This window comes from Spirosoma gilvum, from assembly GCF_054776815.1.
In genome coordinates this window covers 64,867-90,388 of sequence record NZ_BAAHBH010000005.1, presented here as the reverse complement: position 1 = coordinate 90,388, position 25,522 = coordinate 64,867, and the positions used below count along the sequence as shown (strand labels likewise).

General features: G+C 49.5%; 16 protein-coding genes. 4 read left to right on the top strand and 12 right to left on the bottom strand.

All coding sequences use genetic code 11. From position 1 onward, the window contains the following. The first annotated feature begins 65 nt into the window (after window positions 1–65). Both ACYVFD_RS14495 and ACYVFD_RS14490 read left to right on the top strand, forming a co-directional pair. Window positions 66–974, top strand: a complete 909-nt coding sequence (locus ACYVFD_RS14495; protein WP_461090893.1) for a helix-turn-helix domain-containing protein — start codon at window positions 66–68, stop codon at window positions 972–974. Between the two features lie 80 nt (window positions 975–1,054). Next, window positions 1,055–2,056, top strand: coding sequence for an aldo/keto reductase (locus ACYVFD_RS14490; RefSeq protein WP_461090892.1), 1,002 nt, complete (start codon window positions 1,055–1,057; stop codon window positions 2,054–2,056). A gap of 81 nt (window positions 2,057–2,137) precedes the next feature. On the opposite strand, the gene ACYVFD_RS14485 is transcribed toward ACYVFD_RS14490, so the two are convergent. The 11 genes from ACYVFD_RS14485 to ACYVFD_RS14435 all read right to left on the bottom strand — a co-directional run bounded on the left by ACYVFD_RS14485 (window position 2,138) and on the right by ACYVFD_RS14435 (window position 21,514). Continuing rightward, the gene (locus tag ACYVFD_RS14485) at window positions 2,138–4,747 is read right to left on the bottom strand and encodes a carbohydrate-binding domain-containing protein (RefSeq protein ID WP_461090891.1); all 2,610 of its coding nucleotides are present in this window, start codon (window positions 4,745–4,747) and stop codon (window positions 2,138–2,140) included. A 152-nt stretch (window positions 4,748–4,899) separates the two neighbouring features. Continuing rightward, window positions 4,900–6,138: an exo-beta-N-acetylmuramidase NamZ family protein gene (locus tag ACYVFD_RS14480; protein ID WP_461090890.1), complete on the bottom strand. Its 1,239-nt coding sequence runs from the start codon at window positions 6,136–6,138 to the stop codon at window positions 4,900–4,902. A 120-nt stretch (window positions 6,139–6,258) separates the two neighbouring features. Beyond that, a complete protein-coding gene (locus tag ACYVFD_RS14475; RefSeq protein ID WP_461090889.1) occupies window positions 6,259–7,065 on the bottom strand; it encodes a C10 family peptidase in 807 nt (268 codons plus the stop codon). Window positions 7,066–7,135: 70 nt separating this feature from the next. Then, window positions 7,136–8,308, bottom strand: a complete 1,173-nt coding sequence (locus tag ACYVFD_RS14470) for a helix-turn-helix domain-containing protein (RefSeq protein WP_461090888.1) — start codon at window positions 8,306–8,308, stop codon at window positions 7,136–7,138. A 90-nt stretch (window positions 8,309–8,398) separates the two neighbouring features. Continuing rightward, window positions 8,399–8,848: a nuclear transport factor 2 family protein gene (locus ACYVFD_RS14465; RefSeq protein WP_461090886.1), complete on the bottom strand. Its 450-nt coding sequence runs from the start codon at window positions 8,846–8,848 to the stop codon at window positions 8,399–8,401. 139 nt (window positions 8,849–8,987) lie between these two features. Further along, window positions 8,988–10,166, bottom strand: coding sequence for a PA14 domain-containing protein (locus ACYVFD_RS14460; protein WP_461090885.1), 1,179 nt, complete (start codon window positions 10,164–10,166; stop codon window positions 8,988–8,990). 127 nt (window positions 10,167–10,293) lie between these two features. Further along, a complete protein-coding gene (locus tag ACYVFD_RS14455; RefSeq protein WP_461090884.1) occupies window positions 10,294–12,933 on the bottom strand; it encodes an ABC transporter permease in 2,640 nt (879 codons plus the stop codon). 92 nt (window positions 12,934–13,025) lie between these two features. Further along, entirely contained in the window at window positions 13,026–15,695 is a 2,670-nt protein-coding gene (locus ACYVFD_RS14450; RefSeq protein WP_461090883.1) for an ABC transporter permease, read from the bottom strand. A 78-nt stretch (window positions 15,696–15,773) separates the two neighbouring features. Further along, window positions 15,774–18,389, bottom strand: a complete 2,616-nt coding sequence (locus ACYVFD_RS14445; RefSeq protein ID WP_461090882.1) for an ABC transporter permease — start codon at window positions 18,387–18,389, stop codon at window positions 15,774–15,776. A gap of 78 nt (window positions 18,390–18,467) precedes the next feature. Further along, complete coding sequence (locus tag ACYVFD_RS14440; protein ID WP_461090881.1) at window positions 18,468–21,095, bottom strand: ABC transporter permease; 2,628 nt, start codon at window positions 21,093–21,095, stop codon at window positions 18,468–18,470. 80 nt (window positions 21,096–21,175) lie between these two features. Further along, window positions 21,176–21,514, bottom strand: a complete 339-nt coding sequence (locus ACYVFD_RS14435; protein ID WP_461090880.1) for a PadR family transcriptional regulator — start codon at window positions 21,512–21,514, stop codon at window positions 21,176–21,178. Between the two features lie 175 nt (window positions 21,515–21,689). Here ACYVFD_RS14435 and ACYVFD_RS14430 point away from each other — a divergent pair, with 175 nt between their 5' ends. Together ACYVFD_RS14430 and ACYVFD_RS14425 are read left to right on the top strand one after the other, a co-directional pair. Then, the gene (locus ACYVFD_RS14430; RefSeq protein WP_461090879.1) at window positions 21,690–22,235 is read left to right on the top strand and encodes a dihydrofolate reductase family protein; all 546 of its coding nucleotides are present in this window, start codon (window positions 21,690–21,692) and stop codon (window positions 22,233–22,235) included. Window positions 22,236–22,270: 35 nt separating this feature from the next. Beyond that, entirely contained in the window at window positions 22,271–22,735 is a 465-nt protein-coding gene (locus tag ACYVFD_RS14425; RefSeq protein WP_461090878.1) for a hypothetical protein, read from the top strand. Between the two features lie 110 nt (window positions 22,736–22,845). Here ACYVFD_RS14425 and ACYVFD_RS14420 read toward each other — a convergent pair whose 3' ends face one another. Then, on the bottom strand, window positions 22,846–25,482 hold the full coding sequence (locus ACYVFD_RS14420) for a permease prefix domain 2-containing transporter (RefSeq protein WP_461090877.1): 2,637 nt from the start codon (window positions 25,480–25,482) through the stop codon (window positions 22,846–22,848). Window positions 25,483–25,522: the final 40 nt, after the last annotated feature.

Genomic DNA, 25,522 nt, shown 5'->3' with positions numbered 1-25,522 from the left:
ATTATATCGCGGACGAGCAGAGAATAGAACAAGCATCTTTTATTTGAATTTTATAGCTTTGTTCAATGAATGAGGCTGAGAATCTTCACGAATTTTATCGTCGGGTACCGCAAGCAAACCTTGGCAGGCTTCCAATCAATAATGCCGGGGCGGGGCATTTTAATGTCTTTACCCGTGCATCCTGCTTTCAGAAAACGCCGTATGTTCGCCGGGATTTTTATAAGGTATCACTCATTATAGGCACTGGAAAGCTGTACTATGCCAATAAATGGATTCATATCGACCGCCCGGCGCTGCTTTTTTCCAATCCTGTGATTCCCTATGCCTGGGAAGCCACTTCAGCGGAGCAGGAGGGGTGGTTTTGTCTGTTTACGGAGTCGTTTGTGCAACCGTATGAGCGCAATGAATCGCTGTCGGAGTCGCCCTTGTTTAAAATAGGTGGCGATCCGGTGTTCTTTATCAATGAGCGCCAACTACAGGACGTATCGGGCATTTTTCAGAAAATGATAGCCGAAATAGACTCAGCCTACATGCATAAATATGACCTGCTTCGCAATTACCTGCACTTGATAATTCACGAAGCTATGAAGATGCAGCCAGCCGAAAGTTTTGAAAAACAGGTCAGTGCCTCTTCCCGGATTACGTCGTTGTTTATTCAATTGCTGGAGCGGCAGTTTCCAATCGATACACCCGAAAATGCGCTTACTCTAAAAACAGCCACCGATTATGCTGCGAGTTTGTCGGTCCATGTCAATCACCTGAACCGATCAGTGAAAGAGATAACCGGTAAAACGACCACCGAGCATATATCGGCCCGGATTGTGAAGGAAGCCAGAGCCTTGCTTATGCATACAGATTGGAACATCGCCGAAATTGCCTACAGCCTCGGGTTCGAGTATCCTACCTATTTTAACATTTTCTTTAAGCGGCATACTGGGATTACCCCTGGCGAAGCTCGTCATGTAGCTGTTTGATTTTTATAAGCATCTGTGTGAATCCTATAAGCCCACTCCGGGCTGTGCGCTCTACTTTTGTATCAAAAAAACGACAGGTTATGAACTACAGAAGCTTAGGAAACACAGGAGAACAGGTATCGGCCATTGGGCTGGGCTGTATGGGTATGAGCTTTGCCTACGGACCTACCGATGATGCCGAGAGTATTGCCACCTTGCACAAAGCGCTTGATCTGGGCATTAATTTCTGGGATACGGCCGATATGTACGCCAACGGCCAGAATGAAGAACTGATTTCACGAGTATTGGTCCCGAATCGAGATAAGGTATTTATTGCAACCAAATTTGGGTTCCGTTTCCGAAATGGAGTGGCTGGTTCCAGTAGCTCGCCCGGTACGTATTTCGACGGCTCACCCGAATGGCTGAAAACAGCTGTGGATAAGAGTCTGCAACGCCTGAAAATAGACACCATCGACTTGTACTATGCCCATCGGATTGATCCCAACGTCCCGGTGGAGGAGATGGTAGGCGCTATGGCTGAGTTAGTAAAAGCTGGGAAAGTTCGCTATCTGGGCCTGAGTGAAGCGTCGGCTTCTTCGATCCGGAAAGCTCATGCCGTTCACCCGATTGCAGCTCTCCAGAGTGAATATTCAGTCATGACGCGGGATGTAGAGGGAGAAATTTTGCATACCGTACGTGAGTTGGGTATTACGCTGGTTCCCTATTCACCACTGGCACGTGGCCTCGTAACCAACACTGTGGGAGCCAATGAATTATCGGCTGATGATTTCCGCCGAACACTCCCTCGCTATCAGGGCGAAAACTGGGAAAATAATCAGTCGCTGGCACAGGCTTTTGGCGCTTTAGCCCAGCAAAAAGGTGCAACACCGGCCCAACTAGCACTAGCTTGGGTACTGGCGCAGGGCGACGATATGATTCCGATTCCGGGTACTAAAAAGCGTAACTATCTGAAAGAGAATGCTGCCGCTGTCGATATAACTTTATCGGTCGATGAGTTGACGGCAATCGACGAGTTGGTGGCCCGTTATCCGAACACGGGTGAGCGATATGGTGAAGGAGCAATGAAACTGGTGAACCACTAATTTTTCTGACAGGATTTGCCGGATGAACAGGATTTTTACCAAAGCGGTCGAATCCTGTTCATCCGGCAAATCCTATCAGGCTTAGAATGTTATGGTATTTACGGTACTGCTGGATGAGGTCGTCGTCGTTGATTTTAGCGTTGCGCCCGAATTGGAATAGGTACCACCCGTGTATAATCCCCATCCTGACGAGCCACCCACAAAACTTCCGCCAGTATAGCTTCCGCCGAAGTAGATTTTATATTGGGTGTTTTTGGCCAGACTTGGCACAGAGAAATGAAAATAATAAACCGCATTTTTAGGTTTAAACGTGACCAGCTCCGTACCCGAAGCATTCTCGATGTGTAATACCGACGTGGCCGCCAATTGGGCACTCGATTTGATATACATGCCGACCTGCGTGGAAGTAGCTGTCATGGCCTTGGTCATATTCGCATTGGAGCCGGCCGCAATTAACGTTCCGCCGTTCACCAGTAAGGACCCGTTATAATCAATGCCTTCTTCGGGCTGATTGGTGGGGCCGCAGACGATGGTGATTCCGCCCGTGATTGTGATATTGCCGTTGCTGTCTATGGCATCGCTTCCTGTTACGATGAGTACCCCTCCTTTGATGAATAAATTACTGCCGTCGTTGGATTCGGTGCCACCCGAAACGGTTCCGAGCGAGGTATTAACACCATCGTTGGTAGCGGTTATATTCGAAACGCCACCGGCAATGGTAATGGTTGGGGCTTCCAGTCCCTCATATGATTTTGTGACCGTGACGGTGCCATCATTTATCGTGATCGATTTCTCTGACTTTAGGCCATCGTCCGTAGCCGCAATGGTTAGGTCGCCATTGGTCATCGTAAAATCACCATCACTTTTAAACCCTTTGGCTTCGCTGGTGAGCGCACTCGAATAGGTGTACTTGGCTCCTGTAGCCGAAATATTAATAGTTCCGCCACTGACCGTAGCTGTGCCATCAACGCTGATGCCTTTACCACCAGCTCCTGTGCTCGTGATGGTTAAATTGCCGCCTTTAATGGCTAGGTTTTTATCGCAATTGATACCCGCTGGGGCCGCAATATCTGCATCGGCCGTCACGTAGTAGGCCGAGCCCGACGTCGTGATCTTTACGGTACCGGCCGCCAGGGTGAAGTCGCCCGATGTTTTGATACCTTTGGCTCCCTTGCCACTGACAGCCAGGGTTATGACATTCGCCGTGCTGATGGTGGTAGCTCCTTCACTCTTGATCGCATTTCCTTTGTCGCCGGTGGTCGTTACGGTTATGGCTCCCCCTTTGAGTGAAACATAGGGCGTGATGGAAGCGTCTGTACCTTCATAGGATGCCGTTATACCATCATCCACGCTAGTTACCGTAAGCGTACCTCCGTTTATGGATATATAACCTTCTTCGGCTTCGATCCCATCGCTCGATGATGTAACCGTTACGGTTCCACTATCCATCGTAAAATAATCCTTGGCGTGGATGCCGTCTTTGGCGGCCGATTTTATGTTGATCGTTGCTTCACTCACATAGATATAATCGTCGGACACAATACCATGCTTATTATAGCCGGTTACGTTGAGCGTTCCGGTGCCCATAAAGCTGAGCTGTCCCTCGCTAAAGAACGTACCCTTCTGGTCTTCCGTGCTTGTGGCGTAGGTAGCTCCATCGACCAGTGTATTGGTCGTTCCACTGACCACATGGATAGTGCCTTTCTTGCTTGACTGACTATTGATGGCCGGGCCACTGCTATTGGTCAGGGTTAGCCCTTTTAGCGTGATGTTATACTTATAATCGCTATAAATCTTGAAGCTGCCTTTGGTAGAAATGCCTGATAATGAATAGACAATTTCTTTGGACGTATTGGTCGATTTTACAGTTACATCGGCGCCACTGACCGCTACGCTTACTCCTGCATCCTGAAAGGCATTGCTGACGCTGGCACTGGTGCCCGAGTAGACAATCACAACGGTATCTTTGGCGGCTGTGGCCGTTCCCAAGGCAGCAACGGTTATGGTAACCGTGCAGCTTTGACCACCCAGGCTCATAGTAAAGGTGGCCGTTCCCGATGAGGTAGGTGTTCCCGAAATGGTATACATGAGTGTTCCGGCTCCATTGGCTAAGGTACCAGCGGTCAGGGTTGCGGTTAGCCCTTCAACGCCCGTCGACATGGCCGTCGACACATCATAGGTCCCTCCATTTCCACCAGTATACGTCATGGTTGCGGAACCCGAATAGGGAATGCCGACCGTTGCGCTGGCAGGAGCACTTGTGCAGACTAAGGTTGATATACTGGCCTTCGAAACGGCTACGGGCAGCGCCAGTGTACAGGATTGTCCCCCTAAGCTTATGGAAAAACTGGCCGTTCCTGCCGATGCGGGTGTGCCGGTAATAGCGAAGCTGGCTGTACCATTTCCACTGGACAGGACGCCTGCCGATAAGGTTGCCGTTAAGCCCGTTACCCCCGACGAAGTAACCGCCGTTCCTTCGGTATACGCCATTCCATTGCCGCCGGTATAGGGCAACGTGGCTTTTCCGGTATATGAGGCTCCACTTGTGGCTGTGGCCGAAAATGTGGCTGCCGAACAATCGAGAGTCGTGATAATTGGGGTCTTGGTTTCTACTTCGGGTGTCTTACAGGAAAGGGAAATTAAAACAAAGGTTAGCAGTACACCTATTACGGAGAGGATTCGTTGATACATTCTTAGAGACTAGTTTACCTACATATTATGCATACGAGTAAACGCTTAAGAACGTGGCAACAGTGGAAGACAAAAGAGTTTGGCTAAGAGCCGTGCCACGGTTCATCTGTTCAATCATAGTAATCGTGGCACGGCTCTTAGCCAATTCGCTTCTAAGGATAAATCAAATATTTTTTTCGCATCTGCTTATAAGCTGATAGACCCGGCTCCCAGCTTTTGCGGATTTCTTTTTCGGAGACACCGGCTATAATTTGCTTTTGGAGCGCTTCGTTGCCGCTGCGGAAATTGAAATTGCCAATTTGGTTACTGTATTTTGTATCGAAGAACTGGGCTTTGTTGGGATACGCTTTATATAACTCTATCAGCCACTGGAGGTTGAGTTGCCGGGTCTTTCGGAAAATGTTGGTGTCGTAGTTCCGAAGATCCAGGCCATAGCATTCGGTATCCTGATGCAAAGGCGTTTCGCTCATGCCTTTGAGGCTGACGGGTTTAAACGAGAACGGATAAATACCTTTCAGGGCAGGCGCTCCCAATACCGTGAATGGCATATAGGTCCCTCGTCCTTGGCTGATGATCGTTCCTTCGAACCAACAGATGCTTGGATAAAGCATAATCGACTGTTGTGTATTCAGGTTAGGCGAGGGGAATATCGGTAACGTATACGGGGTGTCGTGCGTATAATTGGCGACCTTGATAATCTTGAGTTTGCATAGGTTTTTACCCGGTAATCCGCCCCAGCCTTCACCATTGATCATTTGCGCAAATTCGGCAATGGTGCAGCCATGCGTAATGGGGATAGGATGCATACCAATACCCGAATACAAGTGTTTCTCCAGAATAGGTCCGTCGATAATGAAGCCGTTGGGATTGGGCCGGTCCAGAATCATCAGCTCCTTGTTGTGCTCGGCGCAGGCTTCCATCACATGGTTGAGCGTGTTGATATAGGTATAGAACCGACAGCCAACGTCCTGAATGTCGAAAATCATTAGGTCAATGTCGGCCAGTTGCTCCTGCGAAGGTTTCTTGTTTTTGCCGTACAGCGAAATAATTGGAATACCGGTTTTTGAATCGACGGCATCATCGACTTTGGCACCGTTGCTGGCATTACCCCGAAAGCCATGTTCCGGACCAAAAACGCGAACGATATTGACACCCAGACTCAGCAGGCTATCGACACTGGGTTTATTGCCGATAATGGATGTCTGATTCACGACCATACCGATGCGCTTGCCTTTGAGATAGGGTAGGTAGGCCGACACCTGATCGGCACCCGTCATGAGTTTAGCCGCTTTGGATGGGGGCGTGGGCAGATCAGAATGACGTTTGAGCAGTTTAGTTGGATACAGAAACCCCAGAAGCAGCGGGGCCAGCAAGAGGGCGATTGTTTTCATGAACAGAGCGTGTCAGCAATAAAGAAGCAAGTTGCTGATAAATGAGCTGACCTCCAAGTTTGGCATTAGTGATCGTTCGGGGCTCGTCCGCGAGCTTAATCGCGGACGAGCCCCGAACGATCACTTGGGTTTGACGGTAACAAAGGCGCGGAGTTTTAGGTCGTCAGCGACGTCGATGGGTTTGAACAGATCATACCAGCCACTGCGTTTTCCGCCAGAACCGTAGTTAATGTGAACCCAAAACGTATCGCCCTCCGCCTTACAGCCGTCGATAACCGTCGAATGGCCATACGTCGTGAAATTCCCGAAGTGAAAATACACAGGCCGTTTCGCCTTAATTTCCTGCTGAATCAGCTTCGTTACGTCGTCGCGCTGTAGTACATGCTGGATGTTTTCTTTCCGGGCGATGGCGTCTAATTCAGCTTTGGAAATTGGTATAGGCTCTGTGAACGACACATAAAATTCAGCCTGACACGGAAAATACGCATTGATCTGGCCCACGGGGTTCACCATTTCCAGATAATGACCTGTTCCGAAGTCTTTGCGGATTACTTCGGCAGTCATATACGAAAACCTGGCTACATTGCTCTGGGCAGTTTCTGGGGTACCAGACTCAATACGCGTAGTAAACTGATCCCACGAAAAGGTATGATTCGTCAGGGTATCCTGAATCCTGTAGCCTCGGGAACACTGGTATGAAACAACTCCCGCAGGGCGCAATCGATGATAATAAAAAATCTGCGCCAGGGCCGTACTCCAGCAGCCCAGTAGATGATTGTCGGGGGTATATCGGGCATAAGGACCAAATTGATCCCATTGAGTTTTCAACAGAAAGGAATCAGTTCTTTGCGTGGGTTCCTGCAATTGGGCCACTGCAAATGGACCAGAAAAGAGGATCAGAAAAATAGTGAAGCGTATGCGTTGCATGACGATGAGGGTTTGCGTTGGACGATAAAATGTCGTGACAAAACTCACACGCAGCCAGTTATCAGGCCTCTCAATTTGGGTTTTGAGAGTTCTCAGTAGATGTTTTGGGAGTCGTTTGGGCAATATACTGCTTAGGTGACAGGCCCGTGACCGATTTGAAGACCCGGTAAAAACTGGCTTCTGAATTAAAGCCGGTTTCCAGGGCAATACCCAGTATGGAAAGATGCATAAAGGCCGGGTCGATCAGCCGACGTTTGGCTTCCTCAACGCGTTGCTCATTAATCAGACTACGAAAGCTTTTATTGAATTCACTATTGATAACCGCTGAAACAATCCCTACTGAAACGTTCAGACGGCCTGCCAGATTCGATAAACTTAAATCGGGGTCTAAAAAAACGTTGTCCTGCATGATAGCAGCTTCGATTCGGCTTTTTATGTCCTGAACCTGTTCGTCTTTTAGGGTGTCGAGCATTCGTTTGGGCAATGAATCAACGGCCGACTCATCGAACGCAACCTCAAACGGGGGCTGCTGATAACCGTTAATGCCCAGGTAATACACATTCACGGCCAGATACACATAAAAAACCTGCCAGTGGAAAAAATATCGTTCGGTAAAACGCAGACTTGTGTCCAGAAAAACATTCAGCCCAAGTAGCAACAAAACCCCGCCCGTTAAGAGTAGCATGTTACGCAACCACTGATAGGTTGGATAAGATGGGTTGGAGATCGAATTGAATAGCCATTTCCGGTAACGAACCAATCGTCGATAACTCAGGGCTCCATATAAAATACCCATAAATACAGATATAATATCTTCGATGGTTTTGACCGTATTGAAATACAGAGATTCGGCAATCTGGTCTTGTATCGACAGATTATCTGTAGCCTGCGTCTGGCTATATACCAGTATGGCATGGAGCATAAACAGCAGGGTCGGCGCAAAATGAAGCAGGTATGAACGCTTTAGTATGAAGCCCTGCTGAGTCAGCGACACCACATACAGATACAGTAGTGGCTGGATGGTCAGATCGAAAGCCAGTGGGAAGTATCGAAGATGCGGATTCTGCCATAAGCCCAGGGTATGCAACAGAATTTTGGCGCTGAGGATGCAGAAAACAAACAGTAACATCGCCAGCAACTTTTTGCTGGGATAACGCCCATACTTCATCAGCAACAGGGTGCCATACAACAATCCCTGTGCAATACCCAGTATAACGACAAGATCAAATAGACTAATAGTCACCTGTATTTTGTTGAGCCGACCGTGATGACCGTTTGAGTAACTCAACCAGCCCTACACAAGCCGGTATCGCAATGTATGTGCAAAACCGCTTTACTGTAACGATGCGTTTCCGTCAGCGTATTTAAGATTGTATTTCAGGTGGTTGATTCGCCAGCCGTTGGCCGTTCGCTCGGCTTTAATGTCGTAGCTCCCGACAAACGTTCGGGTTTTGCCGTGAATGGCGGCCGTTCGGTAATGCGTTGCAACGGCATAGCCGTATACATCTGCCTGGTCGCCGTTGAGGGTAATCAGGTAATGACCAGCCTGATGGTGAACCGCGTCGACTCCCAGAAACCCCTGTGCCCAGCCCTCTGTGATGGATTTGGCCGTAACTGTACCCGGCGGAGCGCCCCCATTCGATTCCATATCGAGGTAGACATCGGTGGTAAATACGTCGTTCTGCAGCCCCGGCCAGTTACGGTCGTCGGTGTACATAAACAGGCGATTCACTAATTCGGTAATCTCAAATTTATCCTGAATGGCTGCTTGTGTTGAGTCCATATGGCTCGTAATTAAGTGGTTGATTTACTGGTTAAGTAGTTAACGGGTTGATTTATCGATTGGTTAGCCAGTCAGCTCTATGCACTACTAACCATTTTATCAATGAACCAATCCGCCAATTAACGAATAAACCAATTAACTAGTCACCAAGTACGACAAATTCGACCCGGCGGTTTTGCGCACGTTGCGATTCGGTCGTATTGGTAGCGATCGGCCGGGTGCCGCCGTACCCTCTGGCCGTTATCCGACTATCGGCAATACCCTGTCGGCAGAGGTAACTCGCTACCATTTTGGCCCGATATTCGGAAAGGGTTTGATTCAGTCGTTTATCACCTACATCGTCTGTGTGCCCGGCAATTTCGATGCGCATGGCTGGGTTGGCTTTTAACAGGCGAACAAGTTTATCCAGTTCGGTGTATGACTCTGGCAACAGGGTGTACTCACTTTGGTCAAATAGCACCTGCCGAAGTAAAATGGGTTGCCCTACCTGCACATTGGCAAATGGCTGATCGACAGGGGTAGAAGTGGGCTTCTGAATGGGCAGTGTGGGAGCCGCTAAATCGCCTGTCGCAAGTTTAGGCAGACGATTCGCTGACTTAGGCGCTGTAGTCTTCAGCGAAGCCGTTTTCATAACCGTACGAGTCGGAGCTATTGGCGTTACGGAAGGCGTTGATTGGGTAGCTAGTGAAGAGGCCGTTTGAGTCGCTCGCATCGACCTGGGGTTATACGTCAATGTTGATCGGGGAGCAAGCGTAGCTGTCGTCGGTACGGGCCGAACTGGCTTACTAAAGAGGTATTTTGTTGGAATGGGTTGATGCGGTGTCGAGCCAAAACCAAATAGCCGCCTGTCTTCGGGACGTTCCCAGTATACCGAAATGGTGCTCCCTTTCCAGTCGTTGTAATACTCGATTCGCAAATCATATAACTGTTGGCCTTTTAGCTCGATTTCGCCCACGAACTGGCTGTCGTCCTGCTTGCGCCATTCGTCAATCACCTTTCGGCCACCTACCCACACGCGTACACCATCATCGACAAGGGCACTGAAACGGTATTTGCCGGTTGTGGGTGCGTAGAGTTTGCCGGTCCATCGAACAGAGAAATATTCATGGGGTACGCCCGGCCCCGCCAGTTGCCAGTTCCAGTTAAAGTCGACCTGCGGATCAGTGCGGGTCAGGACTTTTCGTTCGAAGTTGGGCCCGTCAAAATATTCCCCTTTCAGTCCCGCCACCAGCCCAGTGGCCGGTTTGATTGGTTGTGTCCATGCCCTGCTGCTAATCAGTAACAAACTGAGTAGGGCTACTCTGCATAACATTCTCATACACCACCCGATTTAGACGCAGAGAAGTTACGGTAACTGGCTGATTATAATGGTCCCTTTCGCTAAGTTATTTGGAGAGAGGGGTAGGGTAGAGACAGGGCATGCCCTGTCTCTACGGGGAACGCGATTATTCCGACCGCAACGATTTAACCGGATTCATCAGGGCCGCTTTGATGCTCTGGAAACTGACCGTCAGCATGGCAATGACGGCCATCAACAAGCCTGTCAGCGCAAAGACCCACCAGCTGATTTCGGTTTTGAACTCGAAATTCTGCAACCACTGACTCATGGTGTACCAGGCAATGGGTGAGGCTATCAGCATAGCAATGGCTACCAGTTTCAGGAAATCTTTGGTCATCAAGGCTATGATGCTGGCAACCGAAGCGCCCAGCACTTTCCGAACGCCGATCTCTTTGGTGCGCTGTTCGGCCGAGAAGGTTGCCAGACCGAATAGACCTAGGCAGGCGATCAAAATGGCAATCAGCGTGGATGTTTCGATCAATTGCGAGGTCCGGGTTTCATTCTTGTACGCCTGAGCCAGGGTTTTGTCCAGAAAATCGTAGGCAAAGACTTGATTCGGGAACGTCGCTTTCCAGGATTTTTCAATTGTGCCGAGGGCGGCCTGTATGGATTCGGTCGTTAGCTTTTCGCTTTGCAATTTGATACCTGCCTGATAAAAATTGTTGGGTACCACCTGAATCACGGTCGGGTCGATTTTCTGGTGCAGCGAGTTGACGTGGAAGTTTTTGGCAACGCCAACGATGGTCGCAAACTCTTCTCCATCACCGAAATATACTCGTTGACCAATGGCTTCGGCTGGCTGACGAATGCCCATCCGGTCGAGGAAAATCTCGTTGGCAATGATCTTAAACGCAGCTTTTGAGGTATCGGTATCTTTAAGTTTCTCACCCGCCAGCAATTGAATGCCATAGGTGTCCAGATAATGAGAATCGCCCATTTTCATCTGCGTCTTAATCTCGATCGGGGTGGCCCCTTTTCGGTACTGCATGCCCTGCATCCAATTGCTTTCGGCCGAAGCGCTGTTGAACGAGAAACTGACATCTTTGATCTGTGGCGACTCCATCAATTGGGCCCGGAGTGTTTGTAGTTTTTCGGGCTTATTGTCGGGCAGGCCAATGGTAATAATGGCGGCCTTATTGAAACCAAGATCGGCATTATGAAAAAAGGACAACTGCTTGTTCATGAGTAAAGCGCTGCTGATCAGAATCATCGAAACCGTAAACTGAACAACAACCAGACCCTGGCGAAGGGTAGCGCTTCGTTCGCCCTGCGGGAGCTTGTTGCTTTTTAAAGCCCAGATCGGTGGCATACCCGATAAGCGATACGCTGGATACGTTCCTGCCAGAATGGTGGTCAGGCTGGCCAACCCGGTCAGAAATACGCCAATCTTCCAGGTAAACAGGTCAGAAACTGTCAAAGGAAGGTCCATCATGGTGGCAATGCTGGGCAACACCAGCCAGGCCAGCAGGATACACAGCACCGTAGACAGGAAGGTAATCAGTCCCGCTTCGGTCAGAAATTGATAAATCAGCGACAGTCGATTGCTGCCAACGGCCTTGCGGATGCCAATTTCTTTCGCTCGTTTGAGGGCCTGCGCGGTGGTCAGATTGATGAAGTTGATACAGGCAATCAGGAGTACAAAGGCTCCGATGAGGGAGAGCATATTGAGTAGTTTGCTGCTGGCCTGTCGCCCGCTGAAATTGAAGGAATAGTGAATCTGCTCCAGTGGGTTCAGCATGAAATGCTGTTTTTCAATGGTTTTTGGATCTTTCTGGTACTTGACCTGGATGGCATGAAACCGCTTCGTCAATTGCTCTGGCCGGAAACCGGGTTTCAACAACGTATAGAGTTGAAAATTATCTCCGAACCCATTCCAGCCATGCGAGTCGAAATCGGGCTGGGTCTGCTTGAGCGTCGAAAAGGAAACCAGCACATCAAACGGGAAATTGGTGGTTACCGGATAGTCTTTCAGAACGCCCGTAACGCGTAAGTCCTGCTTGTTGTCGTAGCGAATGGTTTTCCCCAGAACATCCGTACTGCCAAATAATTTCTTCGCATAGGATTCAGTCAGCACAACCTGACCCGGCTGCGAGAGAGCTGTACGTGCATCGCCCGTTACCCATTGATAATCGAGCAGATGGAAAATGCTGGAGTTGGTGAAGGCGACCCGTTCTTTGAAAAAGTCGCCCGACGCTGGGACCGACAATCCTTTTCCCCATTGATTATAGACCGGGACGATGGTTTCAAACTCCGGCGCTTCTTTGGGCAGGACAACGGCCATTTCGGTATAGGTTCCCGGATGCGGATTCGGGTCGCTGCTGTTTACGGTTTCGACCCGGTAGATCCGGTCCCCGTTTTTATGGTGCTTATCATAGCTGGTTTCATGAACGATCACCAGAAAGACCAGCAGAGCACAGGCCATCCCTAAGGTTAGTCCAAATCCATTGATTAGGGAAAAGACTTTGGCGTTTGTCAGATTACGCCAGGCGATTTTTACATAATTGCGTACCATAGTAGGACTCAGTAAAAAAGGTGAAGGATACTCTTTAGCTGTTTTTGATTGGGCCAGCGGCCGTAAAAGTTTAATAGCACTCAGACTATATCGCCAATCGGCCTTCCGCTTGCCCACCGTTTCAACCCAATGGACATACAACTCCAACAGGTCGCCCTGTACCTCTTCTGAGGTATCGGGGTGGCCGAAGGTGTTGAGCAGCCAGGTGGCAAAACGGGGTGGGGTGTAGGGCATGGGGCTTGGAGCATGGAGCTTGGAGTAGGGAGCAGGGAGCGTGGAGCGTGGAGCAGAGCATGAACGCCCTGCTCCACGCTCCACGCTCCCTGCTACTCAGACCGAAGTGATTTTACGGGATTTATCAAAGCGGCTTTAATGCTCTGGAAACTGACCGTCAATAAGGCAATGCCAATGGCCAGCAGACCGGCACCTACGAATACCCACCATGAAATGTCGACGCGGTAGGCGAAGTTGTCGAGCCATCGGCTCATGGCGTACCAGGCAATGGGCGACGCAATCAGAATGGCAATGGCGACCCAGACAATAAATTGTTGCGACAAAAGAAACAGGATTTCGGCAATACTAGCCCCTAACACTTTACGAATGCCAATCTCTTTAGTGCGTTGCTCAGTTATGAAAACGGCCAGACCAAACAAGCCCAGGCAGGCAATAAAGATGGCCAGGGCTGAAAAAGCCGTAGCGATGATACTCGTTTTTTGTTCCGATTCGTAAAGTCGGGCCAGCCGCTCATCTAAAAACGAATAGTGACATTGATCCGTTTTTTCGAATCGTTGCCAGGTTTCTTCGATGTAGTCAATCGCATTTTTTGTGGCATGGGGCTGAATTCGGATGTTTAAAATACTGGCGGCTTGCCGGACGGAACTCAGGTGAAACACCAGCGGACGAACCTGGCGGTGAAGCGATTCATAATTGAAGTCTTTTAGTACGCCAATGATTTTATACGTTTTAGGGCCATTTACATCGATTTCGGTGATTTCCTGGTCTAGCGGGTTGTTCGTATTAAACGCTCGCAATGCCGCTTCGTTGATGACCACAGCGGTGCTGTCGGCCAGCCGATCATTGGAGAAGAAACGTCCGGCTTTTAACGGCACCGCAAACGTTTTTACGAAATCGGCATCGACGTCCAGAAACTGGCTTAAAACGAGGTCACTACCCGACCGTTTGCCCAACGAATAGCCACTTCCCGGAATGCCGTTTGCAAATAATTGAGACGTATTGCTGACCGATAGGATGGCCGGGTTTTTCAATAACTCGGCTTTAAACGGTTTGAGTTTGTCGCCCAGCACCTTAGCATTATTGATAGAAAGCAAGTGCTCTTTGTTGAATCCAAGGTCTTTATGCTGAAGATACCCTAATTGGTTTCGGATAATGATCATACCCAGAATTAGGGTAATGGATATCGAGAACTGGGTAATCACTAACAGGCTGCGTAAGGAGGACTTCCTTTTTTGTACGCCCGACTTCAAGACCTCGACCGGCCGAAAAGACGATAAAAAAAAGGCCGGATAACTGCCCGCCAGCAGGCCTACGATGAGTGTAAAAGCAAGTAGCGCCGGAATGGTATACGCATGGGTAAAAAGGGGTAGTGTCAACTGCCGACTGGCTATCTGGTTGAAGCCGGGAAGCATAAGTTGGACCAAAAACAACGCCACAATAACCGAAAGACCAGTCAGCAATATAGATTCGGTCGTAAACTGCCCCATTAGTTTTAAGCGACTCGAACCAATGGCTTTTCGGATGCCTACTTCTTTGGCGCGCTTCTCGGAACGGGCTGTCGATAGGTTGACGAAATTGATGACGGCAATCAGCAGAATAAATAACGCCACCACCGAGAAAATATACACGTACACACTGTCGCCCATTCGGACGCCAGTCCACTCGGTGTTGGGGTCAATGTTGTATTGGCGTTTTGACTGCAGATAAATGGATAATAAGGGTTGCCAACGATATTCAAATACATTGCCGCTGGCCAGGAATTGCTGCATGGAAACGCCCAATGCTTTTTCGATCTCAGGCCCCAGGCGGTCAAGAATAATTTGCTGCATTTTGTGCTCGACCCGTGTAGGATCTGCCCCCTCTTTGAGAACAATATAGGTCGAATAATCCCCTTGCAGCCAGTTTTGTTGATTGACTTCGGGATAGGTCGACATCGACAACAGGAAATCGCAATGGAAATGCGACTTATCGGGAAAGTCTTTCATGACGCCCGTAATCTGATACGAGTTTGTTCCGTCGACAAGCAATGATTTCCCCGTCGGGTTTTCCTGTCCGAAATATTTGCTAGCCATGGTTTCGGTCAGGACAATGCTGTTCGGATTTTTGAGCGCAATCGCTGGATCGCCGTGAACAAAAGGTAGGGTAAACACATCGAAATAGGTGGAGTCGGCCGTGTAAATTCTGCTTTCCCTGAATACCTTGTCTTTATACCGCAAATCGTGTCCGCCAAAGTAGCCGATACGTGTTTGGGTAAGCACTTCAGGGAGCATCTGCACGAGTGTAGAGCCAGCCGGAGGTGCCGTCTTGGAATTGTTTGATTCTTCGTTGTTAATCGAACTGTGAACGTAAAGCCGATACGTCTGGCTGGCTTTTTTATTGAATGCGTCGAAATTTAACTCATCGAGAATGAATAGGAACAACACGATGGAACAGGCAATCCCCAACGCAAGTCCGGTGATGTTGATGGCCGAAAAGCCCTTGTTGTTGAGTAAGTTGCGATAAGCTATTTTAAAATAATTCAGTAGCATAGCAGGGCTCAGTGAGTAAGGTGTTGTATACGATTCTTTATAGCGTGGTTTGGCCATCGGCCGCAACAGCTTGAGCGCACTCAGATTATATCGCCAATCGGCCTTCCGCTTGCCCACCGTTTCAACCCAATGGGCATACAACTCCAGCAAATCGCCCTGCACTTCTTCCGTGGTGTCGGGGTGGCCGAAGGTGTTGAGCAGCCAGGTGGCAAAACGGGGCGGGGTAGGGAGCATGGGGCGAGGGGCATGGGGCTTGGAGCGTGGAGCGGATGGCAGAGCATGAACGCCCTGCTCCACGCTCCAAGCTCCCTGCTATTCAGACCGAAGTGATTTTACGGGATTCATCAACGCGGCTTTAATACTTTGGAAACTGACGGTCAGTAAAGCAATGATAGTAGCCAACCCACCAGCCAGGGCAAAAATCCACCACGAGAGGTCGACCTTATAGGCGAAGTCGGCCAGCCAGCGACTCATAACATACCAGGCAATAGGCGTTGTGATGAGGATAGCGATGAATACGGGTTTCAAAAAATCTTTCGACAGGAGCGTAACAACACTGCCTACTGATGCGCCCAGTACTTTACGAACGCCGATCTCTTTGGTTCGCTGCTCAGCCGTGAAGGTCGCCAGACCAAACAAGCCCAGGCAGGAGATAAAGATGGCCAGAATGGCAAAGTAATTAGCTAACTGACTCACCATCTGCTCGCTTCTGTAGAGCTTGGTAAACTCCTGATCGGAGAACTGATAGGTAAACGGGAAATTGGGGTTAAGTTGCTGACAGACTTTTTCCATACTGGCCAGTGCTTCTTTGGTTTTGCCAGCCTGGGTACGAACCAGAATAGTGCCCCAGTCGCGCGTTTCGTCCAGACGTATAACCAATGGGTCGATAGCCTGGTGCATGGAATTGAAGTGAAAATCTTTCAGCACCCCGATAATCTTACCCTGCCTTGATCCCCACGACAACGGTTGATTAAGGCCAGTCTTGTAACCCATTTTAGCTAATGCCGTTTCGTTCACCAGAAAGCCTACCGAATCGGTACCAAACGATTTCGAGAAATCACGCCCTTCTTTCAGCGTCAGTCCCATCGTTTTTACGAGATCGTACCCCACCGTCTCATCCGCAAACTTGACGGGCTGATTAGGGTCTTTGCCGGGCCAGGCGAAATCGCCGGTATGGTGCAAAATGAGGGTAGGCGTTCCCCGCATCCGGGATACTGTCAGGACGCCGGGCATCTGGCTTACTTCTTCTTTAAACAGAGCGTATTTTTTACCGAGTTCGCCTTCCAGCGGCATATAAATGAGATTCTCGCGGTTGAAGCCGATATTCTTGGTCTGGATATACTCCACTTGTCGATACATGACAATCATACCCGCAACCAGCAGGATAGAAAGTCCAAACTGAAAGACAACCAGCCCTTTTCGGAAATTGGTGGCCCCTGGACTAAATCGCAAGGTGCCTTTCAAAACCCGAACAGGATTTAGAGCGGACAGAAAAAGCGCCGGATAGCTGCCTGATATAAAGCCAGTCAGAACAAGCAGACTTAGAAGTGTAAACCAGAAGATCGGTTGGCTGAATGGTAGGGCAAGTTGTTTGCCCGTAAGGGTATTGAACGCAGGCAGAATGACCATCACCAGCGTTAGGGCGAGCAGCATAGCGAAGAACGTAAGCAGAACGGCTTCGCCTACGAATTGACCGATTAATGATGAACGAGCGGCTCCAATTGCCTTCCTGACGCCCACCTCTTTCGCTCGTTTGGACGAACGAGCCGTAGCCAGATTCATGAAATTGATGCAGGCAATCAGCAAGATGAAAACGGCGACAAAGCTGAACAATCGGACGTATTCGATGCGCCCACCGTCAAGTTGCCCATTCTTAAACGTCGAATGAAGGTATTTTTCAGGATACGGTTGCAGGGCCAATTCTTCGATTAAGTTCTTGTTTTTAGGTTTATATCGATAGGTGAACGCTTTGATTTTGGCTTCTACCTTAACAGGGTCAGCCTCCGGACGTAACTGTATGAATGTAGCCGGATTATAATTTCCCCAATTATTCACCCAGCCATTGTCGCGGACGTAGGCTTGCCAGGTTCGTAGAAAATCGAATTGCTGCGACGAGTTGGCGGGTAGATTTTCAAAAACGGCTGTTACCGTCAGGTCTTCTTTACTCTCGTACCGAATGGCTTTCCCGATGGCTTGTTCGGGATTACCAAAAAACTGATCGGCCATTCTTCGGGAAATGGCAATGCCGTTGGTGGCTTCTAAAGCGGTAGTTGGATTCCCTTGTAGTAGTGGATAGCTGAACATCCTGAAAAAATCAGCGCCAGCAAAGGTTCCTTCTAATTTAGCCACCTTATCGCCTACTTGAAATGTAAATGGGTAGGTTTCTTCCAGGCCACTGGCATACTCCACTTCGGGGATAACGCGCTTGAGTTCGCTGGCCAACAACCCCTGTGTTTCGTAAGCTGCTTCCGTTCGACCATCAAAATATTGGCGTTCGTAGACCTGATACAGGTAGTTACCGTTGGCATGAAAGGCGTCAACGCTGCGTTCGTCCTGTACCCAAAGTAGAATAAACAGGCTACTGGCCATGCCTAGCGCCAGACCAGTTATGTTGATAATCGAGAAGGCTTTGTTGCGGATCAGATTCCGAAAAGCAACCGTTACATAATTACGTATCATAACAGGACTTAGAAAAAAGGTGGTCCGGCATTCCGGTGATCTGTACTCACTTGATACTTTTGATTGGGCCAGTGGCCGTAAAAGTTTCACTGCACTCAGGCTATAGCGCCAGTTAGCCTTCTGTTCTCCCTCAGTTTGTACCCAATGAGCATACAACTCCAGCAGGTCACCCTGCACCTCTTCCCGCGTGTCGGGATGGCCGAAAGTGGTGAGTAGCCAGGTAGCGAAGCGGGGTGGGGTAGGGAGCATGGGGCGAGGGGCATGGGGCCGGGAGTCAAGTTGATAGAGTATGAATATGGCTCCATGCACCTGGCTCCCAGCGCCACGCTATTCAGATCGTAGCGACTTTATGGGGTTAGCCAACGCGGCCCGGATGGCTCGATAGCCAACCGTTAAAAAGGCGATCAGGAACGTACCGGCAATGGCCGATAGAAACACTTCGGCTCCAATGGGCACCTGAAATTTGAAACTCTGGAGCCAGGCTCGCATGATATACCAGGCAAGGGGAGCTGCTACCACAAAAGCCGCAAGAATAAGGGCGGAAAACTCCTTCGCAAAAATCCAGACTATCTGGCCAGTGCTGCTGCCCAATATTTTTCGGATGCCGATTTCTTTGGATTTCTGGGCCGCCATGAACGAAACAAGCCCGTAGAGACCGAGACAACCGATAAAAATAGCAATGATCGCAAACACCTGAACCAGTTTCAGCATCAGCGACTCTGTTTCATAAAACTCCGCAATCTGTTCGTCCAGAAACTGGTACGAGAATATCTGATCGGGATGCGTTCGACTCCAGATTTGATCCAGTGAAGCAATCGTCGATTGGGCCGTTGCCAGATCAATCTTTACCGCGTAATAATTGTATCGATCCAGGGCAGTGCTGATGCAGACAGGATTGATGTCGGCATGAAACGACATATCGTGAAAATCATTGATAACACCCACGATTGGTCCTTTTAAGTCACCTCCATTCAGGCTTACCGTTTTTCCGAGAACGGCTTCGGGCGATCGGAGATTGAGCTTTTTAACAAACGTTTCGTTTACCAGAAACTCGCGTACCGAATCAGCAGGGTAGATGTTTCGGCCAGCTACCAAGGGTACATTAAACAGCGAAATGAATTGATCGTCGCCCGCCCGGACATTGACGGCGAAAGTCTCTGTTTCGGTTCGGTTATCGTAGAGGGGCGATGTTGTCCAGTTGCTATTCGAAGCTGGCGCTGCCTGACAGAGCGATACTTTTTTCACGCCCGACAATTCTGAAAACTGACTGGCTACTGTGTGCATCGTCTGGGGTTTAGCTTCTGTTGCAATGGGCACCATAACAACCGCTTCTTTGTCAAATCCCATATCCGATTGCTGGGCGTAACGCATCTGGTTGGCAATGACAATAACGCCAATAATCAAGATTTGAGAGATCGAAAACTGAGTCACAATCAGCGTCCGACGGGTGTTGAAGCCTCCAATGGTCTGTTGAGATAATCGGCCTTTCAGGGCTAGTATGGGTTGAAAACCGGCCAGAATTAATCCTGGATACGCACCAGAGAAAAGCGTAACAAAAACCATAAGCACCACAATAAATGTGGCTAAGGGTAGATTGGAAAGTAGGTTAAGGCTTAATTGAGACCGGAACCACTCATTAACAAACGGTATCAGGGTGGTTGAGCAAATCAACGCAATAAGCAGAGCGAAAAAAGTAATGATGCCCGTCTCGGTAATGAATTGCCAGAAAAGCTGCGTTCGAACTCCACCCAGAACTTTTCGTACGCCCACCTCCTTCGACCGCTTCAGTGCCTGCGCCGTGGCCAGATTAATGAAATTGACGCAAGCGGTGATGATCAGAAATAACCCGATGCAGCCAAGCACCCATAAGTTCGTTTTGGTCATCGCGGCTCCATAACGGGCATCGAAATGTATCTCGGCCAGGGGTTGCAGTTTATAATGATGGATATTTTTGCTCGTTGGGCGGTATTTACTGACATAAGCAGGAAGCACTTGCTCAACCTGAGCAGGCACAACACCCGGCCGAAGCCGCACAAAGCATTGTATAGCACTACTGATACCTCCCCACGATTCGTCGCTGGCCATCCACTCGTTGTACTGTTTCAGCGTATTATACGATGCATAGATTTCTGTTTGGCGGTCGGAGTTGGCGGGCAGGTTTTTCAGTATTCCCGTGATCCGAAGCCCGATTTTATTGTCCAACTGGATCGTCTGGTTGATCGGGTTGCTATCGCCGAAATACTTTTGAGCCATGCGTTCGGTCAGAATTGCCGTGTTTGGCTCCTTCAGAACAGTGGCTTTATCGCCCTGTAGAAGAGGGTAGTTGAAGATGTCGAAGAACTCCGATTCGGTAAACGCCACACCTTCCTGTTCTTTGTACTTATGTACGTCCCGACCAGCCTGGACCGTAATCAGTATGTCGTCTGCGGTGGCAATCCGGGCCACTTTTTCGCCAAAGTTATAGTCTTTTCGGAAGACCTTTCCCAGTGGAGCCGGTACACTTCGCGAATAGCTGACGGTCTCGCGGTGTTGTTCCGTTACAAAGCGGTAGATACGGTCGGTATTCGCGTGAAAGTTATCGAAACTAAAATGGTAAGTAATCAGGGTAAACAATAGAATACCGCAGGTCATACCAAGGGCCAGACCAGCTACATTAATGAAGGTGTAGGCTTTGTTGCGTGTCAGGTTGCGGAAAGCAATGGTTAGATAATTTCGGATCATAACGAGACTAACGGCATTAGGGGTTGTATACTGTTCATTTGTTTTTCGTCGGGCCAGAGGCCGTAGCAATTTCAGAGCATTGAGCGAATACCGCCAACTGGCCTTCTGCTCTCCCACGGTTTGCACCCAATGGGCATATAATTCGAGCAAATCACCCTGTACCTCTTCCCGAGTATCGGGATGGCCGAAGGTAATGAGGAGCCAGGTAGCAAAGCGGGGCGGGGTATAGGGCATGGGGCAAAGGGGTTGGGGCAAGGGGTGAAGAGATTGTCTTAGTAATTGACCTATGCCCTTCGCCCCACGCCCTATGCGATTTATCGTACCATGAGTTGCAGCGTTTGTGGGGGCAATGCGTTCCAGAGTTCTTCGCGCACCTGTTTGACCTCGGCTAACGCTTTTCGACCGGCGGCTGTAACGGTAAAGAAACGCTTCCGTCGGCCGCCCCGCTCTGCCGTTGCTCCGCCCATCTGTGAAGACAGGAAGCCTTTTTCTTCCAGCCGTTGCAGGGTTGTATGGACGGTGCTAAAGCCCACCGATCGTCCGGTTTTTTGCTCAATTTCCTGCGTGACACTGACGCCGTAGGCTTCTTCGTCAAGAACCGCTACCGTCAGTAACACCACTTCTTCAAACTCTCCCAGAAAGGCCCTTTTCATGGTTTGTTATTTTATACGATAATGCCGATCAAATGGGATGCCAACTCCTAAAAAGCCTACTGATTGCTTTTTATGGCTATTTTTGGCTAACAAGTCCTCAAACAATTGTCCGATTCTGGACAAGGTCTGTCCGCAAATCGGACAAGGCCAGACAACTAAACAAATACGAATGAGTATGCGGAAAGTAGTTTTATGCGTAGCCGTTAGTCTCGACGGGTATATCGAAGGCCCGAATGGTGAATACGATTGGTGCTTTACCGATCAGGATTATGGGATGACCGAATTTCTGAATCGCATCGACTCGATTTTTATTGGGCGGAAAAGCTACGAGTTGATGATGAATCCAGCCGAAGCGGCCAGTGAGTACTCATTTCCTGAGTATAAAAAATACGTATTCTCAACGACGCTAAGCGAGGTAGGAGAAGGCGCCGAACTGGTCCGTGGCGATTTAAAAGCACAGGTTAATAGCCTCAAGCAGCAACCCGGCAAAGATTTCTGGCTGTTTGGTGGAGCCGATTTGACCCGTTCGTTTCTCAATGAAGGGCTGGTCGATGAACTCTTTCTGGCTGTTCACCCAATCCTGCTGGGAGCCGGAAAACCTTTATTTCCCCAGTTGAACGAGCGTGTTAATCTCGCATTGCTGGACACAAAAACGTACTCAACGGGATTGGTCTCGCTTACCTATCAGTTAGGACAAAACTTGCTGGAAAACGCTCCGTAAAATGCTATATTCCCAGCGTTTTTAGAGGACTAGTTATGCAAACCATTGATAAGCGAATCCGATCGGGACTATTGCTGTTCTGGGCGCTTTATTTCACCATCGTCTGGCTGAGCAACAGCACCGATGCGTTGAAGGTGCTTTCTATACTGCCTGGGAAATGGCCGTTTGCATCGGGGAATTATACCCTGATTGTCCGGGTAGTGGCTATTTATCAGTCGCCAGTTTGGCTGTCGGGGCTGTTTTTTGCCGGGGTTATTCTGTGGGAGGGCATTAGCGCCATTCTGTTCTGGAAAGCCTTTCGGGCTTCTGTTCAGCAGTCACTTACCCAACAATCGGCCATTAGTCTGGCCTTTGGATTCTCCATTGGTCTTTGGGCCGCTTTCATCCTAGCCGATGAAATTTTTCTGGCGTATATGCTGGGCGGTATAGCGGCCACGCATTACAACCTGCTGCTTGCCGAATTGGCTACGTTTATTCTTGTCCGGCAGTTAAACTCGTAGAGACGCCAGGGATGGCGTCTCCTGTGCGTCATCAATTGTTATCAACAAAGCCTTCCGTTGTAAGAACATCCGGTCCATAGAGACAGGGCATGCCCTGTCTCTACCTAAGGCTATTCACTCCGCAAACTCTTCACCGGGTTCGTTAGGGCGGCTTTTACACTCTGAAAACTGATTGTGAGCAGCGCAATACCCACCGCCAATCCACCTGCCAGGGCGAAAACCCACCAGGCCATGTCGATCTTGTAGGCGAAGCTCTGTAACCACTTGTTCATAGCCCACCACGCGATGGGGGAGGCAATCAGAATAGACAGCAACACGAGTTTTAGAAAATCTTTGGAGAGCAACACGACAATACCGGCGACCGAGGCCCCCAGTACTTTGCGAACGCCAATTTCTTTCGTGCGTACTTCTACCGAAAAGGTCATTAAACCTAGTAGCCCCAGACAGGCTACTAGCAGCGTCAGGGCGGTAAAGCCATTGAATAGCCGCATCAGTCGTTCTTCTTTCGCATAGAGCTTGTTGTAGGCATCATCCAGAAAATAGTAATCGAAGGGGGCCGTTGGGCGGGCCTGATTGTAGATCTGTTTGAGCTGGTCGAGGGCATTGGGTACATCCGTGTGTGGATTCAGCCGGACCAGCAGATAGCCGCCATTGGCCAGAATCGACCGGCTGGTATCGCTGACAACCGTGAGCATCATGGGCGAAACCGTACCATGCAGGCTATTGACATGGAAATCGGCCACAACGCCATCGGTTGGATGGCCATTTAGTGGAGCTGGCTGTTGCAATGGATTACCCTTGATGCCTGATTCGTTTATCAGCATCTGATTATAAATGGTCAAATCGCGCGTAATCGCTCCTTTTTTCCAACCCAGAGGAGGGTTTTTCCAATGAATACCCATCATATCGAAGAACGGCTTATCGACTTGAATGGAACTCACCATGAGTTCTTTCTTCGTTTTTTCGCTCTTCGTGAACATGGTCATGATGTTATTGGTAAACAGACGGGTGTTGGTCGTAGCCACATTTCCTTCGCCCGCCCATTGCCGAACGGCATTCCGTAAGCCTGTAAACTGAGGAATCATTTCGTTGTCGATCTGGAGCGCTACGACTTGCGATCGGTTCAGTCCGAGGCTTTTGGTCCGCAGAAAACGCATCTGTGTGTAAAGCACCAGGCTGCAGATCAATAGCCCAATAGAGGCCGTAAACTGAACGGTTGTAAAAACCCGCCGAACGCCAACCCCGCTCTGTCGCCAATTGGTCGATCCTTTCAACACCAGAGCTGGTCGGAAACCCGACAACAACAACGCCGGATAGCCACCTGCCAGCAGCGAGCAAACCACCCAAAGCCCAAGCATCAGTCCCCAATACGGTCCCTGCGCCAGCACCCGATTGTCCATCTGCAAATCCAACGCATGATTGGCCCACGGAAACAGCGCCTGAAGCAGAGCCAGCGAAAGCGCAAACGCCAGGGTGGTGGTTAGAAATGATTCCAGAAAAAACTGCCCGATCAACTCACTGCGCTGCCCGCCAATGGCTTTACGGATACCTACCTCGCGCGATCGTTTAGTCGCGCGGGCGGTGGTCAGGCTGATGTAGTTGATAACAGCCAACGTCAGAATAACCAGGGACACCGTCAGCAGAATATACAGCGACTGTCGGGAGTCGCCTGGTGCCCCACGACCATCCAGGTGTAGTATAGGCAAGGCTTCCAGAAAATAATTGGCCGACATATCGATGAATTTGATGCCTGCTTTTACCGTCGCAAGTTTCTTTTCTATATCACCGACTCGGGCATCGGGCCGTAAGACCAGATAAGTAGTCAAAAAGCCGGCACTTTCATAAATACCGCGTTGGCGATCGCCAAGCGTAGGCATCGACGACAATGAAACCAGTCCGTTGAATTGAATGACCGAGTTGGTCGGTAAGTCGTCCAGTACGCCCGATACCGTAAGCGGGAAATGTTTATCAAAAATCAGTGATTTGCCAACGGGGTTTCGATTGCCGAAATACTTCTCGGCCAATTGGCGGGTCAGAATGATTCGTCCGGGTTCGCTCAACGCTGTTTTTACATTTCCATACAAAAATTTAAGGCCCATGACTGGTATGATCGACGCGTCTGCATACCCGACATGGGTTTCCTTGAACCGATGATTTTGATCCGATTGGAGAATGACATCACCAAAGCCATCGGAAAACCGAACGACTTCTTCTACTTCCGGAATCTGGCGTTTAACCTCGCTACCAAACGACTGGTGCAGTTGGGGGAACGATACTTCATTTTCTCCATATTTTGATGCTGATACAATCCGGTACGTTCGGTTGGCAAACGGCTCAAAGCGGTCGTAGTGGAACTCGTGCCAGACGTAGAGCGCGATAAATGTACTGACCGCCAGCCCAACGGTTAGCCCCACAATGTTCAGGCTGCTAAACAGTGGATTCTTCCACAACTGGCGGAATGCGATGGAGAAATAATTTCGTAGCATAATCGGGTTTGGAAAATAAGTTGTTGAATGATCGGCAAACCGCTGAAACCGTTGCGGACTGGTTGTCGGCTTACGCTTCATGGCAAACGATTTTAGAAATCCCAGCACATCCCACCAGTACCGCCAGCGTGCCCGTCGCTCACTCACGCGACTGAGCTGCCAACGAAATTCTTCGTGCAGATCGCCCAACACCTCTTCCAGCCGATCATCAGACAGGAAAAATTGGAGTAGTTTATCAGCGAGTTTAGGTGGTTGTTTCATAGCATGGATTGCGGTGATGGCAGGGTGTTGCAGGGATTGT

Excerpts from the sequence above, each read along its gene's own strand:
- ACYVFD_RS14495 (WP_461090893.1), top strand. The coding sequence starts at position 66 with ATGAATGAGGCTGAGAATCTTCACGAATTTTATCGTCGGGTACCGCAA.
- ACYVFD_RS14490 (WP_461090892.1), top strand. The coding sequence starts at position 1,055 with ATGAACTACAGAAGCTTAGGAAACACAGGAGAACAGGTATCGGCCATT.
- ACYVFD_RS14485 (WP_461090891.1), bottom strand. The coding sequence starts at position 4,747 with ATGTATCAACGAATCCTCTCCGTAATAGGTGTACTGCTAACCTTTGTT.
- ACYVFD_RS14480 (WP_461090890.1), bottom strand. The coding sequence starts at position 6,138 with ATGAAAACAATCGCCCTCTTGCTGGCCCCGCTGCTTCTGGGGTTTCTG.
- ACYVFD_RS14475 (WP_461090889.1), bottom strand. The coding sequence starts at position 7,065 with ATGCAACGCATACGCTTCACTATTTTTCTGATCCTCTTTTCTGGTCCA.
- ACYVFD_RS14465 (WP_461090886.1), bottom strand. The coding sequence starts at position 8,848 with ATGGACTCAACACAAGCAGCCATTCAGGATAAATTTGAGATTACCGAA.
- ACYVFD_RS14460 (WP_461090885.1), bottom strand. The coding sequence starts at position 10,166 with ATGAGAATGTTATGCAGAGTAGCCCTACTCAGTTTGTTACTGATTAGC.
- ACYVFD_RS14455 (WP_461090884.1), bottom strand. The coding sequence starts at position 12,933 with ATGCCCTACACCCCACCCCGTTTTGCCACCTGGCTGCTCAACACCTTC.
- ACYVFD_RS14450 (WP_461090883.1), bottom strand. The coding sequence starts at position 15,695 with ATGCTCCCTACCCCGCCCCGTTTTGCCACCTGGCTGCTCAACACCTTC.
- ACYVFD_RS14445 (WP_461090882.1), bottom strand. The coding sequence starts at position 18,389 with ATGCTCCCTACCCCACCCCGCTTCGCTACCTGGCTACTCACCACTTTC.
- ACYVFD_RS14440 (WP_461090881.1), bottom strand. The coding sequence starts at position 21,095 with ATGCCCTATACCCCGCCCCGCTTTGCTACCTGGCTCCTCATTACCTTC.
- ACYVFD_RS14435 (WP_461090880.1), bottom strand. The coding sequence starts at position 21,514 with ATGAAAAGGGCCTTTCTGGGAGAGTTTGAAGAAGTGGTGTTACTGACG.
- ACYVFD_RS14430 (WP_461090879.1), top strand. The coding sequence starts at position 21,690 with ATGCGGAAAGTAGTTTTATGCGTAGCCGTTAGTCTCGACGGGTATATC.
- ACYVFD_RS14425 (WP_461090878.1), top strand. The coding sequence starts at position 22,271 with ATGCAAACCATTGATAAGCGAATCCGATCGGGACTATTGCTGTTCTGG.
- ACYVFD_RS14420 (WP_461090877.1), bottom strand. The coding sequence starts at position 25,482 with ATGAAACAACCACCTAAACTCGCTGATAAACTACTCCAATTTTTCCTG.